This is a genomic window from Synechococcales cyanobacterium CNB, from assembly GCA_030263455.1.
In the GTDB taxonomy this organism is placed as follows: Bacteria; Planctomycetota; Phycisphaerae; order Phycisphaerales; family UBA1924; genus CAADGN01.
Genome location: SZOZ01000014.1, coordinates 1 through 13715 on the forward strand (window position 1 = coordinate 1; position 13715 = coordinate 13715).

General features: G+C 70.5%; 13 protein-coding genes. 6 read left to right on the plus strand and 7 right to left on the minus strand.

Annotation, left to right across the window (positions count from 1 at the left end; translation table 11 throughout):
* Positions 1–392: 392 nt before the first annotated feature.
* The gene (locus FBT69_13240; GenBank protein ID MDL1905754.1) at positions 393–1949 is read left to right on the plus strand and encodes a hypothetical protein; all 1557 of its coding nucleotides are present in this window, start codon (positions 393–395) and stop codon (positions 1947–1949) included.
* Between the two features lie 52 nt (positions 1950–2001).
* Here the strand turns inward: FBT69_13240 and FBT69_13245 are convergent, their stop codons facing one another.
* Positions 2002–2709, minus strand: coding sequence for a methyltransferase domain-containing protein (locus tag FBT69_13245; GenBank protein ID MDL1905755.1), 708 nt, complete (start codon positions 2707–2709; stop codon positions 2002–2004).
* A 150-nt stretch (positions 2710–2859) separates the two neighbouring features.
* Complete coding sequence (locus FBT69_13250; GenBank protein ID MDL1905756.1) at positions 2860–3393, minus strand: carboxymuconolactone decarboxylase family protein; 534 nt, start codon at positions 3391–3393, stop codon at positions 2860–2862.
* Positions 3394–3712: 319 nt separating this feature from the next.
* Here FBT69_13250 and FBT69_13255 point away from each other — a divergent pair, with 319 nt between their 5' ends.
* Positions 3713–6379, plus strand: a complete 2667-nt coding sequence (locus FBT69_13255) for a glycosyltransferase (GenBank protein ID MDL1905757.1) — start codon at positions 3713–3715, stop codon at positions 6377–6379.
* 5 nt (positions 6380–6384) lie between these two features.
* Here the strand turns inward: FBT69_13255 and guaB are convergent, their stop codons facing one another.
* The 4 genes from guaB to FBT69_13275 form a co-directional block, all read right to left on the minus strand.
* Positions 6385–8016 carry an IMP dehydrogenase gene (guaB, locus tag FBT69_13260; GenBank protein MDL1905758.1) on the minus strand — a complete coding sequence of 544 codons (1632 nt, stop codon included), beginning with the start codon at positions 8014–8016 and terminating at the stop codon, positions 6385–6387.
* Between the two features lie 153 nt (positions 8017–8169).
* Positions 8170–8415, minus strand: a complete 246-nt coding sequence (locus tag FBT69_13265) for a hypothetical protein (protein MDL1905759.1) — start codon at positions 8413–8415, stop codon at positions 8170–8172.
* A 22-nt stretch (positions 8416–8437) separates the two neighbouring features.
* The gene (locus tag FBT69_13270) at positions 8438–8695 is read right to left on the minus strand and encodes a hypothetical protein (GenBank protein MDL1905760.1); all 258 of its coding nucleotides are present in this window, start codon (positions 8693–8695) and stop codon (positions 8438–8440) included.
* Positions 8696–8710: 15 nt separating this feature from the next.
* Positions 8711–8938, minus strand: a complete 228-nt coding sequence (locus FBT69_13275; GenBank protein MDL1905761.1) for a hypothetical protein — start codon at positions 8936–8938, stop codon at positions 8711–8713.
* Positions 8939–9053: 115 nt separating this feature from the next.
* On the opposite strand from FBT69_13275, the gene FBT69_13280 reads away from it, so the two are divergent.
* Positions 9054–9770, plus strand: coding sequence for a leucyl/phenylalanyl-tRNA--protein transferase (locus tag FBT69_13280; protein MDL1905762.1), 717 nt, complete (start codon positions 9054–9056; stop codon positions 9768–9770).
* Here the strand turns inward: FBT69_13280 and FBT69_13285 are convergent.
* Positions 9754–10569, minus strand: a complete 816-nt coding sequence (locus FBT69_13285; protein ID MDL1905763.1) for a hypothetical protein — start codon at positions 10567–10569, stop codon at positions 9754–9756. The two genes, FBT69_13280 and FBT69_13285, sit on opposite strands and share 17 nt — an antisense overlap.
* A 119-nt stretch (positions 10570–10688) precedes the next feature.
* Between FBT69_13285 and FBT69_13290 the strand changes: the two genes are divergently transcribed.
* From FBT69_13290 to FBT69_13300, 3 genes are read left to right on the plus strand one after another with little or no spacing between them, the layout of a single operon-like run.
* Positions 10689–11585, plus strand: coding sequence for a TIGR00159 family protein (locus FBT69_13290; GenBank protein ID MDL1905764.1), 897 nt, complete (start codon positions 10689–10691; stop codon positions 11583–11585).
* Positions 11572–12663 carry a hypothetical protein gene (locus FBT69_13295; protein ID MDL1905765.1) on the plus strand — a complete coding sequence of 364 codons (1092 nt, stop codon included), beginning with the start codon at positions 11572–11574 and terminating at the stop codon, positions 12661–12663. Before FBT69_13290 ends, FBT69_13295 begins: the two co-directional genes overlap by 14 nt.
* A gap of 36 nt (positions 12664–12699) precedes the next feature.
* Entirely contained in the window at positions 12700–13710 is a 1011-nt protein-coding gene (locus FBT69_13300; GenBank protein MDL1905766.1) for an FkbM family methyltransferase, read from the plus strand.
* Positions 13711–13715 lie beyond the last annotated feature (5 nt).

Sequence of the window (13715 nt, forward strand, 5' to 3'; positions counted from 1 at the left end):
CGTACATCGGACGCGACCCGAGCGGCGGGGAGCGGACGTGCTACCTGCACCGGATCAACATCAACTGCATCGGGTTCGCGTCGGACTTCACGGGCGACGGCGAGGTGGACGGCGCGGACCTGACGGCGTTCATGGCCGCGCTGGCCGCGAAGGACCCCTCGGCGGACGTGAACCTGGACTGGTCGGTGGATGAGCAGGACCTGGCGCAGTTCCTGAAGTGGTACGACGCGGAGAAGGGAAAGTAAGGAGAGCGAACGAAAGACGGGGCCTGCGAGACACTGCCCCGGGAGAGGGAGGAGGGGGGAGTCGAGTCCCGCAACACCCCTCGCTGCTCGGCCGCTCTTCTCGGAGCGGGGCCTTGCAGCGCCCGTCTTCATACACTCTCCCCGCGAATGCCCACCAGCGATCCAGGCCCTCCCGCAGCCCCCCCCCGCGCCTCGCGCAGCATCCTCATCCTCCTGATCGCCTGGGCCATCGTCTGCCTGCCCTTCCTCGGCTCCGGCGGCCTGCACTCCACCGAGGGCCACCGCGCCATTCCCGGCTGGGAGATGCTCGACCGTTTCCGCGCTGATGGCCCCTCTGCCTCAGTCCTGCTCATCCCCACCCTGTTCGGCGAGCCTTACCTGCGCAAGCCGCCAGGCATCGCGTGGGCGACCGCCGCCTCCGCCGCCGCGCTCGGCACGTCCGAGTTCTCCGCCCGCCTTCCCTCCGCGCTGGCGATGCTCGGCATGACGATCGCCGCATGGTGGTTCGCCCGGCGGTGGTTCGAGCCGCGCTGGGCCGTCGCCGCCGGACTCGCCCAACTCCTCATGCCCTGGCTCTGGGCGAGCGCGCGCAGCGCGGAGATCGAGTCCCTCAATCTCCTCGGCGTCCAACTCGCCGCGCTCGCCGTCGTCGATCTCGCGCGCCGGCCCGTGTCGCGGCCGATCGTCGTCGTCCTGCTCGGCGCGGCCGGCATCGCGCTCATGGGCGCGATGAAAGGCCCGGCGGGCGCGCCGGCCCTGCTCGGCGCGCTCCTTGCGCCTTGTATCGTTTCGAGGTCACTCCGGCCCTTCGCCTGCCCGCGCCTCTGGACCATGCTCGCCCTCGGCGCGGTCCCGCTCCTGCTGCTCGGCTGGGCCATCGCTCGCCAGGCCGCCCGCCTCGACAGCGTCGTCACCCAGCCCGTCGGCGACTTCCTCTGGAGCGCGGACCGTCTCGTCGGCGTCGCGCTGCTCGCACCCGCCGCACTGCTCGCCATGCTGCCCTCCTCCCTCGCGCTGCTCTTCCCTTGGGGGCCGGACGCCCGCGCCGAAGCGGGCGAGCGCATCCCTCCCCCTGACGTTGAGACCGCGCGCACGCTCGCGTGGGCGTGCCTGCTCACGCTTGTCCTCCTCACGGTCGTCGGCGTCAGCAACCCTCGCTATGCGATGCCGGCCTCGGTGTTCGCGCCGCCGCTCGTCGTGTATGTCTTCACCGGCGCGGCCGGCCGCTTCACGCCGACACGCGCCCGCATCGCCCGCGCCCTCATGCTGGGCCACCCCGCCGCGTGGGCAGCCGCACTTCTGGTGGCCTTCGCGGCCCACCTCGCGTGGTTCGAGACGCGTGCGCGCGCCACCTCGGGCAGAGCGGCTGGCGTCGCGCTCGCCGATGCCCTCCCGGACGGCGCGACCGTCCTGGCCGACCACCTCGTCGAGGCCCGGCCCGAAGTGCTGCTCTACGCCGTGCGGCACGCGCACGAGCAGGGAAGGAGCGCCACCGTTCGCTGGGAACCGGGCCTGCCCTCGCTCGGCTCGCTCCCGCCCGGCGTGTTCGTTGCTCTCCGCACCGACGCCGGCAGCGACGAGCGAGCACGCCTCGAACGCGACGGGCTGTCCGCTCGCTTCGAGCCGATCCACGAAGGTCGCGTCCACAAGTTCGCGTTCGCGCTCGTGCGCGCCGTCGAATCTGCCGACGACGAAAAGAAATAGGCGGGGCCCCGTAAAAGGCCCCGCCCGGAGGGGAGAGCAGCATCAACCCCGGTCACGCCCTGCGGAACGCGCACCGCAGCCGCGCCACCGGCGGCGTCTCGTCGTCCTCGAACTCGTCCGGCGAGCGCACCGGCACGAAGCCCTCACGCTCAAAGAGCGACACCAGTTCCACCTTCGTCAACGGGTACGGAGGCCCAGCGACCTCGTCCAGCGGCCAGCCCTCGGGACGCGAACGGGCAACCGCCAGCACCACTCCGTGCGGCTTGGCGAGCGTCAACAGACCGCGCACCACCTTCGCACGCATCTCCGGCGGCACCGACTGGATCGTGTAGCACTCGACCACCAACTCGAAACGGCAGCGCAGGTTCGTCGGCGGCCTCGTCACGTCCGCAACCACCAGCCGATCCGCAAGTTCAGGGTGCCGCTCTCGCGCCCACGCCACGCACGTCGGCGAAACGTCGAACCCCAGCGCGTCGTACCCGCGCGTGGCCAGTTCCACCACGTCGTCCGCCAGCCCGCACCCGACCACCACCGCCCGCACGCCCGGACGCACCAGCCGCGGCGCCTCCGCGTTCAGCCAGCACACCAACGCCGGGTTGGCCCTGCCGTCCTGCCACGGCACGCGGGTCTCGTCGCCGGCCGCTTCGCGGTAGACCGTCTCGAAGTGCTCTGCCACACGAGCCGACGCCGGGTCCGGCGGCTCCAGCGTCAGCGGAAGGTCAACCTTCGGTCGTGTCAGGGTCTGGGTTGCGTTGGCCATCGTGTCCGACCTCCGTCGGCTCGGACGGCTCGCGGGCACGCACGCGGGTCGCCGGGGGCTTCGCCCTTGGCTTCAGGTACACGAGTGTATGGCCGCACGGGGGGGGACACAAGCAAAAACCCCAATCGCGCCCCGCCGGCCTCCCCACCCTCAGAGGGCAGGTGCGGGCGGAAAGTCCACCGGCGTCCCCGCCACATGGTTGAAGACGTTGGTGTAGGTCGCCAGCGCGAACACCGCCACCGCCTCGACGACCTGGGCGTCGGTGAACCCCGCCGCACGGAACGACCCCAGGTCGCCGTCCGTCACGTGACCCCGCTTCTCGTGGAGCGCAAGGGCGAACTTCGCGATCGCGTCCAGTCTCGGATCGCCCGGGATCGCGCCGCGACGCGCGCCGAGCATCTGCTCCGCGCTCAGGCCCACGCGCGCCCCCGCCGCCGTGTGCGCCGCGAGGCAGTACTCGCACCCGTTCGCCTCCGCGACCGCCAGCTGGATCACTTCCTGCTCGCCCGGCGTGAGCGACGCACGCTTCACCGCTCCCGCCAGCCCGAGATACGCATCCAGCGCGACAGGAGAGTTCGCCATCGCCCGGAAGATCGCGTAGTGCTTGCCCTTCAGCGGGCCGTCCAGAATCTCGCGGGCGCGGCCGGTCGCCTCGCGCGGATCGATCAGCGGCAATCGTGACATCAGACACCTCCTCTGTGCCTCCTCCCCGGCGCGGAGGTACCTCTTCTCTTCTTCTTCTTCGCACAGGGGCGTGGCCCCGCAGGCCCCGTTTCAACTCCTCATCCTAGCGCCACACCTCTTTGTGCAGCCCGCGCAAAGGCCGCGCGAAACTCCGGTGCATCCCCCCCGAATCCTGCTCGGGAAGGCATGTCCGGGTCGACGATCCCCGTGCGATCGGCAATGCCCGCATACCCTTCAAGAGTCGGCAGGAGGTCGGCGGGGCGACCGCGGCGACACGCCGTTCCGTCAGGCCCAGGGCGACCGACGCGGAGGCGACGCGATGCACCACAACACCCCGCCCCCGTCCACGCTCCGACGCGACCCGGACGACACACCCCTGGTCCTCACCCGGATGGACACCCACGTCCACTCCTGGGCATCGGACGGCCCCGTGGTCGCCGCGCTCGGCTTCGTCGGATGCCCCGAGTCCTTCTCCCCCCCCGAGCGCGTCTACGACCAGGCACGCGCACGCGGCATGGACCTCGTCACCATCACCGACCACGACACCATCCGCGGCGCGCTCGAACTCCACGAACGCGGCTTCCAGAACTTCATCATCGGCCAGGAGGTCACCGTCTACTTCCCCGAGGACCGCTGCAAACTCCACGTCCTCGCCTGGGGACTGACGCCCGAACTCGACGAGCAGCTCACCCGTCTCGGCCTGCGCAACGACGTCTACGCCTTCGCCGCCTGGCTGCACGAGCACCAGCTGCCCCACGCCCTGGCCCACCCGCTCTACATGCAGAACGGACGGCTCACACGCTGGCACGTCGAGCGGGCCGCGTTGCTCTTCAAGGGCTTCGAGGTGCTCAACGGCGCGCACTCCGCCGGGCACCGCGCCCCGATCGAGCGATTCCTCGACGCGCTCACCCCCGCCCGCGTCCAGCAACTCGCACGCGACCACCACATGGAGCCGCTCTGGCCACGCGCCTGGCAGAAGGCACGCACCGGCGGCTCGGACGACCACGCCCTGCTCAACATCGGACGCACCTGGACCGGCGTGCACGTCGAGCAGGGCGTCATCACCGACCCGCGGGACTTCTTCCGCTACGTCATGGCCGGACGCTGCGAGGCGGGCGGCGTCGGCGGGCACTCCTCCCTCCTCGCCCACCAGCTGACGAGCGTCGGCGCGCACTTCTACGCCGACCGCTTCGCCGACCGCGCCTCCGCGCAGGGGCAGGCCGTCGCCTCGCGCCTGCTGCGCTTCGCCGGCGTGGACCTGCCTCGACCCTCGAAGATGCGCCTCGCCGCGCACACCGTCAAACGCAAGGTCATCCGCCGACGCAACCGCCGGTCCCTCCCCATCCTCCGCGCCCTGCGCACCAGCATCGGACCCGTGCTCGAGCGCTATCCCGACCTGCGCGAGCGGCTCGACCCCGACCGCTGGACCGACGGCACCCCCCTCTCCGACCACGACCGTATGGCCCAGTTCGCCGACGAACTCGCCGCCGCCGTCAACCACGCTCTCACCGATTCGGGACTGCGCGCCCTCCGCAAACGCGACCGCGCGGGTGTCATCGACCACCTCGTCTCCTACGCCGTCCTCAACCTCGCGCAGCTCCCCTACATCTTCAGCCTCTTCTACCAGAACAAGGAACGCCCCTTCGTCGAACGCTTCGACCACGAGACCTCGGAGCCGGGTTCCGGCGTCAGCGTTCTGGAGCGGCCCATGCGCATCAGCCTCTTCACCGACACCCTCGGCGACGTCAACGGCGTCTGCCGGTTCATCCAGAACGTCGCCGAGCAGGCCCACGCCACCGGACGCGACCTCCAGGTCATCACCTCCACCCGGCTCCCGTACCCCCCCCTCCCCAACGTCCACAACTTCGACCCCGTCTGGGCCACCACCATGCCCCGCTACCAGAACCTCGAGGTCGCCCTGCCGCCGCTCATCCCCATCCTCCGCCACCTCGACCACCACCAGCCCGACTGCATCCATGTCTCCACACCCGGACCCGTCGGCATGATCGGCTTCCTCGCCGCTCGAATGCTGCGCATCCCCGTCCTCGGCGTCTACCACACCGACTTCCCCGCCTACATCGACCGCCTCTTCGAAGACCACGCCTTCACTTACGCCTGCGAGCGGTTCATCCGGCTCTTCTACAAGCCCTTCCAGACCATCTTCACACGCAGCGGCGACTATGCCGACGCACTCGTCCGCCTCGGCATCCAGCCCGAACGCATCACCCGACTCATGCCCGGGTTCGACGCCGAGGTCTTCCACACCCGCTACCGCGACCCCGCCCTCTGGTCGCGCTTCGAGGGCGTCAACCCGGCGAGCGTGAAGGTCCTCTACGTCGGGCGCGTGAGCGTCGAGAAGAACATGCCCTTCCTCACCACCGTCTGGAAGCAGACCCACGCACGCTGCCGCGAACAGGGACTCGACGCCGAACTCATCGTCGTCGGCGACGGGCCCTACCGCGAACGCATGGAACGCGAACTCCGCCGCACCCCGGCACGATTCCTCGGCTTCCGCCACGGCCGCGAACTCAGCGACATCTACGCCTCCTCCGACCTCTTCGTCTTCCCTTCCGTCACCGACACGCTCGGGCAGGTCGTCATGGAGTCCCAGGGCAGCGGCCTGCCCGTCCTCGTCACCGACCAGGGAGGGCCGAAGGAAGTCGTCCGCGACGGCGCGACAGGCTACGTCCTCAGCACCGCCAACCCGACCGCGTGGGTCGAGCGCATCGTCGGCCTCGTCGCGGACGACGAACGCCGCGCACGCATGGGCCGCGCCGCGCACGAGTCGATGCAGCCGTTCTCCATCCGCCACTCGTTCGAGCACTTCTGGGAAGTCCACACCCGCGCCTGGCACCAGCACCTCGCCGCCCGCGGCATCACACCCCGCGCAACGACGCAGGGCGTCGAGGCCTCCCTCGCCGCCGCCGCGCCGAAACCCCGCCAACCGGCTGCCGACGACGGCCGCATCGGCGTCGGCGCGGGGTGAAGGCGTTACTCGCGGAGGTGTTCGACGGTGTAGTTCGGGCTTTCCTTCGTGATGCGGATGTCGTGCGGGTGGTTCTCGACGATGGTCGCCCCCGACACGCGGCAGAAGCGCGTCTGGGTGCGGAGTTCCTCGATTGTGCGGCAGCCGCAGTAGCCCATCGCGCTGCGCAGGCCGCCGACCAGCTGGTAGGCGAACTCGGCGAGCGGCCCGCGGTAGGGCACCAGCCCCTCGACGCCCTCGGGGACGAACTTTTCCTTCGGCGCGCCGCGCGGGTCGTACTTGTCGGCCTGCCCGTAGCGGTCGGCGGAGCCGCGGTTCATCGCCCCCTCGCTCCCCATGCCGCGGTAGGTCTTGTAGCGGCGCCCCTGGCTGATGACGAGTTCGCCGGGCGACTCGTCGAGCCCCGCGAAGAGCGATCCCATCATCACGCTGTGCGCGCCCGCCGCGATCGCCTTGGCGATGTCCCCGCTCATGCGCACCCCGCCGTCGGCGATCACCGGCACGTCCTCGCCCGTCTCCTCCACGCCGCGCACGGCTTCGAGGATGGCCGTGACCTGCGGCACGCCGACGCCCGTGACGACGCGGGTGGTGCAGATCGCGCCCGGCCCGATCCCCACCTTCACCGCGTCCGCCCCCGCCGCCACCAGATCCTTCGCCCCTTCGGCCGTCGCCACGTTGCCGGCGATGACCTGCACGCCGTAGCGCGCCTTGATCTCACGCACCGTGCGGACGACGTTCTCCGAGTGCCCGTGGGCGGTGTCCACCACGATCACGTCCACCTCGGCCTCCAGCAGCGCGCCGACGCGGTCGATCTGCCCCACACCCACCGCCGCGCCGCACCGAAGCCGCCCGCGCTCGTCCACGTTCGCGCGAGGGAACTGGCTCAGCCGCTCGATGTCGCGCATCGTGATCAGGCCGCACAGCCGCATCTGGCCGTCCACCAGCAGCAACTTCTCGACCTTGTTGCGGTTCAGGATCACCTCGGCCTCCGCGAGCGTCGTCCCCGGCGGCGCGGTGATGAGGTTCGTCTTCGTCATCACCTCGCGCACGGGCGTGGCGTCGTTCTCGACGAACTTCAGGTCGCGCCTCGTCAGGATGCCGAGCACCTTCCCCCCGGTCCGCACGCCCGACGCGCCGTCGTCCGTCACCGGGAAGCCCGAGACGTTGTGCTGGCGCATCAACTGCACCGCGCGGCCGACCGTGTCCTCAGGCCCGAGCGTGATCGGGTCGGTGATGACGCCGTTGGCCGACCGCTTCACCTTCGCCACCTCGCGGGCCTGCGTCTCGACCGAGAGGTTCTTGTGGATGATCCCGATGCCGCCCTCCTGCGCCAGCGCGATCGCCAGCGCGGACTCCGTCACCGTGTCCATCGGCGCAGAGACCAGCGGCACGTTCAGCCGGATCGTCCGAGTCAGCCGCGTGCTCGTGTCCGCGTCCGCCGGCAGCACCCCAGAACGCCGCGGCAGCAGCAGCACGTCGTCAAAGGTGATCCCTTCGTCCGCGATCTTCCCGGCCCACACCGACCGCCCGGGGGAGGCAGCGGACGCCGGACGCGGATCAGCGGGGGTGGACGCCGACGCTCGCCCCGGGCCTGTCGCGGCCCCGGGCGAGGCGGAACGATCGGAGATGGTCGCCATGGAATAGTGTGGCGGCCTGGGTTCGGTCAGTCAAGGGGGCCATCGTTACTCGACCAGGGGTGTCCCCAACGAGCCGCGACCGTGAGGGAGCGCCCTTCGAGCAAGCCCGGAGCGACGCGATCCGGAAGCAGGGGTGCCAACGCACCACTCCGCTCAACTCTCGCCCTTCTCCCACGTCGGCATGTCCGCCTTGATGAGCCGCTCCCCTTCGACCGGCGTCATCGACCCCTCGGCCACGTACGCCGCCACCTCGCGCTTCGTGCGCTCACGCTCCCGCGCCTTGTACACCCCGCTGATCGCCGAAGCAATCACGGCGACAACGATCATGACAAACGTCCCCACGATCGCGATCACCGCGATCATCTCGCCGGAAATCGCCAGCGTCGTCGGCGCATTCATCGCTCGATCTCCCCGGGGCGGGTCATTCGTCTTCGTCCTTCTCCGCCCCCGCCTTGATCAGCCGTTCGCCCTCGTCCGCCGACATCGAACCCTCCGCCACGTACGCCGCGATCTCACGCCGCGAACGCTCCCGCTCCTTCGACTTCACGATGGCGTGCACGGTGGCAAGCACGACCCAGACCACCGCGACGAGCAACCCCCCCCCGACGGCGACGATCGCCACCGCTTCCTCGGGGATCTTCGCCAGTGTCGGAACGTGGAACGCGAGGTGCTCGTGCATGCCAACCTCCCCGGATCAGCACTTCTTCGGCTCGCCAGCCTTCATCAGCCGTTCGCCCTGCTCGGGCGTCATCGACCCCTCCGCGATGTACGCCGCGATCTCGCGCCGCGACGCCTCGCGGGCCGTCGATCGCACCATCGATGAGACCGTCCCGAAGATGATCGCGACGATCCCCACCGCTCCGCCGACGACGAAGACGAACACCTCCTTGTCCAGCAGCCGTGCGATCAGGTCCTCGTTCATGGAGCATCCCCTTTCGTGGGCCTGAGACCTCTTTGGGCACGCCCGACCGGCGATTTCATCCCCCGACCGGCCCCTCAACCATCCAACTATAAACGCGACGTCCCCAAGCCCACCCATGAATCCTCCGAACGGCACCGACTCCCGACCGCAGGCAGCGCAACCCGACACCCAGAGGGCCGAGGCCGTCCTCGCCGCCTACCGGAGCGGCCTCTTCCCCATGGCCGTCCCGACGCGCCCGGGACGCCCCCCCGAACTCGGCTGGTACGAGGCCGACCCCCGCGGCATCATCCCCCTCGACGCCTTCCACCTCCCCCGCCGACTCGCACGCACCATCCGCACCGCTCCCTTCGACGTCCGCTCGGACACCGACTTCGCGGCCGTCATCCGCGCCTGCGCCGACCCGTGCCGACCAGGCGGCTGGATCGACCCCTGGATCATCGACACCTTCGAACTCCTCCACCGCCTCGGACACGCGCACTCCATCGAGGCCTGGCGCACCACCGCAAAGGGGGGGGCACCCGCCCTCGTCGGCGGCCTCTACGGCCTGTGCGTCGGCGGCGCGTTCTGCGCCGAGAGCATGTTCTCACGCCCCCACTGCGGCGGCCGCGACGCCAGCAAGGTCTGCCTCGCCCACCTCGTCGCCCACCTCCGCCGCCGCGGCTTCACGCTGCTGGACACGCAGGCTTGGAGCGAACACCTCGCGCAGTTCGGCTGCGTCGAGGTACCGCGCGCCGAGTACCGCCGCCGACTGCGCGCCGCCCTCGCCTTCTCTCCCGACTGGGGCCGCTTCGAGCCGGACCGCACGCTCGCAACGCTCACGACGACGCCGTGAAACGCCACGGCCTCCCGCACTCGGGGCACACGCTCGCCTCCGGCGTGCCCCTCATGTCGTACCCGCACCACTGGCACGCCCTGCCGTGCCGGAACGCCTTGCGCTTCGCCAGCAGCGGCAGCAACGCGGCAGGCCCCGCCGCGATGAGGACGACGGAACCCACGCCCAGCAGCGCAAAAAACGTCCCCTCGCCGCAGTAGCAGCTCGTCTTGCGACGCACCATCACGTCCAGCGGGATCAACGCCACGAACTCCACCACGCTCCCGCGAAAGAGAACCCGCGCCACACGCGCGATCACCGCCTCGCTCGGCTTGTCCGTCGCGTGGACATACGTAACCAGCAGCGTCGTGCACCCCGCCCAGCTCACCCCCAGCGAGGCCAGCATCACGATCAGCACGTGGTCCTCGTCGATCCCCGACGGCAGGTAGTTCACGATCACCGATGCCGCCGCCCCGACCGCCCCCGACACGAGCACGCCAAGCCCGATCGCCGCAACCGAAAGGCTGAAGTACACCGCCACGCCCCGCTTCCGCCGCGGCCGATCGAACCGGAAGGGGAGCACCAGCACGCTCTGCAGCATCGGGGGCACGACCGCCAGCGCGACACACGTGACCACGCCCTCCCAGCTGCGGAAGACGTCGAGCATGTCCGACACGCCCGGCCACACCCACAGCCTCGGCTGCGAACCCCCGATCCATCCGCTCTGTCCCCACATGAACGCATGGAACACGATCAGCACAGCCGCCTGGACCGTCCAGAACGCCAGCAACAGCGGCCACTTCCTCCGGGGCAGTCGCATCGGTCGCTCCGTGATCCGCTCCACTTGACTTCGGCTCACCTCGCCCGCTCGCTCGGAGAGCAGCCCGCGCCCGATGCGCCGGTGGTACACTCACGCGCCCGAGCGTAAGGAGTTTCGCCCTGTTCGCCCTGCCCCGGATACAGGATCTCTGGGAGCGGCTCGCTTCCTACAACGCCCTCGCGGCCGCGTTCGAACTGGCGGTCATCTGGGTGGTTGTTCTCCTCATCGTGCGGTTCGTGCAGGGCACCCGCGCCGCCGGCGTCATGAAGGGCATGCTCGTCCTCATCGTCGTCGCCACCCTCCTCGTCCACATGATCGGCGGCGGGCAGGCCTTCCCGCGACTCTCCTTCCTCTACGAGCGATTCCTCGCCGTCGTCGCCATCGGCCTCGTCGTCATCTTCCAGCCCGAACTCCGCCGCGCCCTTATCCGGCTCGGCGAGGCCCCCTTCTTCCGCTCCTCACCAAGCGAGATCGCCCAGGTCGTCGAGCCGATCGTCGAGGCTTCCGCCTATCTCTCCAAGAATCGCTTCGGCGCGATCATCGTCCTCGAACGCCAGATCGGCCTCGCCGCGCTCACCGAGGGCGGCACGCGCCTCGACGCCGCCCTCTCCGCACGCCTCCTCCAGACCATCTTCTTCCCCGGCACCGCGCTGCACGATCTCGCCGTCGTCATCCGAGGCCGCGTCATCCACGCCGCCAACGTCCAACTCCCACTCGCCGATCCCGCCGACATGCCCGACCCGACCCTCGGCTCGCGCCACCGCGCCGCCGTCGGACTCTCACGCGAATGCGACGCCATCGTCGTCGTCGTCAGCGAGGAACGCGGCTCCATCCGCGTCTGCGAACGCGGTCGGTTCACGCCGACGCTCACCCCCGACGAACTGCGCAACCACCTCAAGGAACGACTCACCCGGATCCGGCAATCGGCGACCGCCTCGCAGGACCCGGAGCCGGCGCCCGAGCCGGAATCCATGGCCGCCGAGAGCCGGTCAGGAGGCGCGAATGGCACCGAATGACCGCGCCACCGGCGAACGCAGACCCCGCCTCGCCCGCGACCTCAAAATCTACGGCCTCGTTACCCTCGTCGCCATCCTCATCTGGGTCTTCGCCGAGGGCGAGAGCCTCCAGCGACAGACCCGCCGAGTCGACCTCTCGCTCCGCGGCGACGCGGCTCCCACGCGCCTCGTCCGCGTGCAGTCCGGCGAGACCGACTGGCGCGGCCAGGTGAACCTGTCGCTTGAAGGGACCACCGCCGCGCTGGCCGGCATCGACGACGAACTCCGGCGCGCCATCGCCATCGAGCCGGGCATGGAGGGCTTCCCGCCGGACCCGGGCGAGCAGGTGGTCGATCTGCGCGCCGTGCTGCGCGCCCACGAGGCGTTCCGCAACCGCGGCGTGACCATCGCCCGCGTCGAGCCGCCCACCATCACCGTCTACGTCTACGAACTGGTCGAGCGCACCGTGCCCGTGCGCGTCGAGGTGCCCGAGGGCGAGGCCGACGGCCAGCCCGTTCCCTCCGTCGAGACCGCCCGCGTGCGCCTCTCGCGTGAGGCCGACGCCGCGCTCACCGGGACGCCGACGCTCGTCGCCCGGCTCACGAGCACGGACCTTGCCGCGCTGACGCCGGGGCGTGCGCAGCAGGTGCGCGGCGTGCCGCTCGTGCCCGGCCCCGCCCTGGTCGGCGTCGATCCGCTCCTCATCGCGCCGCAGCGCGTGGACGTGACCATCACGCTGCGCACGCGCACGGACTCGATCGTGCTGCCGAACGTGCCGGTGCACCTGCGGCTCGGCCCGCTGGAGCAGGCCCGCTGGATCGTCGAGATCGCGCCGGAGGACCAGGCCCTGCGCGACGTCCGCGTCACCGGCCCGGCCGAGTTCATCGCCCAACTCCGCTCGGGCCAGCGCACGCTGATCGCGTTCGTGCCGCTCTCGTTCGAGGAACTCGAGCGCGGCATCGCCGCCAAGCAGGCCGAGTTCGCCGACCTCCCCACCACCGTCCGCTTCGAGGCCGGCGACCGCGAGGTGCGGCTCAACATCCGCGCGCGCGACGAGGCGAGCGGCGACCGACAGGACACGGGCGGCCCGAACCCGTAGCCCCGACGCCCGAGACAGCCTGATAGACTTGCGGCGATGGCCGACCCAGCCATGCCGCCGAAACGCGACCTGCTCCTGCCCCTGGCGCGGATGTACGCGCACCTCGAACTGCCCCGCTACGGCTACTTCCTGCATTTCTGCGGCATGAACTCGCAGGACGCCTGGCGCGACGCCCCGACGGTCGAGTGCCGCGAGCGTTACTTCGGACACCGCATGAGGCTCGACCTCGCCGATTTCTTCCAGCGCATCGCCTGGTTCTTCGGCTGCTACGGCGAGTTGGACGTGCTCTCGGCGGTCTCGTGCGTCGTGCGGCCCGGCGACGAGTGCGTGGACGGCGGGGCGAACATCGGCCTCGTGACCCTCCACATGGCCGGCTGCGTCGGCCCCTCGGGACTCGTCCACGCCTTCGAGCCGGGGCCGAAGCCGCTGGAACGGCTGCGCTGGCACGTCGAGCGGAACCGCCTCGCGCACGTGGTCGTCCACGCCGAGGGGCTGTCGGACGAGCAGGCGACCCTCGAGTACAAGCGGCCGGGATTCGACAACCTCGCCAACGGCACGCTGGGCGCTGTGCCGGAGCGCTACGGCGAGGCCGTCTTCGACCGGGCGCAGGTGCGCGTCGTGCGCGGCGACGACGTGATCGACACGCGGAGCGACAGGCCTCTCTTCATCAAACTGGACGTCGAGGGCTTCGAGCACAAGGCGCTCTCGGGCTTCAGGCGTGCCGTCGAGTCGCGCTCGCCCGCGGTGCTGCTCGAGGTCAACGGCGAGATGCTGGGCGCGAACGGCTCGACGCCCGAGGCCGTCCACGACGAACTCGCGCGGCTCGGCTACGCCGCCTTCGCCCTCGACCGCTCGGGCTTCCGCCGCCGCCACCGCCTGTTCCTGCACCGCCTGACGCGAAAGCAGGTCGGTTACGAGAAGGACGTGCTGTGGCTTCGACCGGGGACGGTTCACTGGACGCGCGCGGAACCGCACATGCTCGACCCGGATCGGCACGTCTACTGGCGGCATGTGGACCTGGCGAGGCAGGGGATTAACGTCGGGTAAGCGCG

What these genes read in the sequence shown, in the direction of transcription:
- FBT69_13240 (MDL1905754.1), top strand. Translation starts at nt 393, where the DNA reads ATGCCCACCAGCGATCCAGGCCCTCCCGCAGCCCCCCCCCGCGCCTCG.
- FBT69_13245 (MDL1905755.1), bottom strand. Translation starts at nt 2,709, where the DNA reads ATGGCCAACGCAACCCAGACCCTGACACGACCGAAGGTTGACCTTCCG.
- FBT69_13250 (MDL1905756.1), bottom strand. Translation starts at nt 3,393, where the DNA reads ATGTCACGATTGCCGCTGATCGATCCGCGCGAGGCGACCGGCCGCGCC.
- FBT69_13255 (MDL1905757.1), top strand. Translation starts at nt 3,713, where the DNA reads ATGCACCACAACACCCCGCCCCCGTCCACGCTCCGACGCGACCCGGAC.
- guaB (MDL1905758.1), bottom strand. Translation starts at nt 8,016, where the DNA reads ATGGCGACCATCTCCGATCGTTCCGCCTCGCCCGGGGCCGCGACAGGC.
- FBT69_13265 (MDL1905759.1), bottom strand. Translation starts at nt 8,415, where the DNA reads ATGAATGCGCCGACGACGCTGGCGATTTCCGGCGAGATGATCGCGGTG.
- FBT69_13270 (MDL1905760.1), bottom strand. Translation starts at nt 8,695, where the DNA reads ATGCACGAGCACCTCGCGTTCCACGTTCCGACACTGGCGAAGATCCCC.
- FBT69_13275 (MDL1905761.1), bottom strand. Translation starts at nt 8,938, where the DNA reads ATGAACGAGGACCTGATCGCACGGCTGCTGGACAAGGAGGTGTTCGTC.
- FBT69_13280 (MDL1905762.1), top strand. Translation starts at nt 9,054, where the DNA reads ATGAATCCTCCGAACGGCACCGACTCCCGACCGCAGGCAGCGCAACCC.
- FBT69_13285 (MDL1905763.1), bottom strand. Translation starts at nt 10,569, where the DNA reads ATGCGACTGCCCCGGAGGAAGTGGCCGCTGTTGCTGGCGTTCTGGACG.
- FBT69_13295 (MDL1905765.1), top strand. Translation starts at nt 11,572, where the DNA reads ATGGCACCGAATGACCGCGCCACCGGCGAACGCAGACCCCGCCTCGCC.
- FBT69_13300 (MDL1905766.1), top strand. Translation starts at nt 12,700, where the DNA reads ATGGCCGACCCAGCCATGCCGCCGAAACGCGACCTGCTCCTGCCCCTG.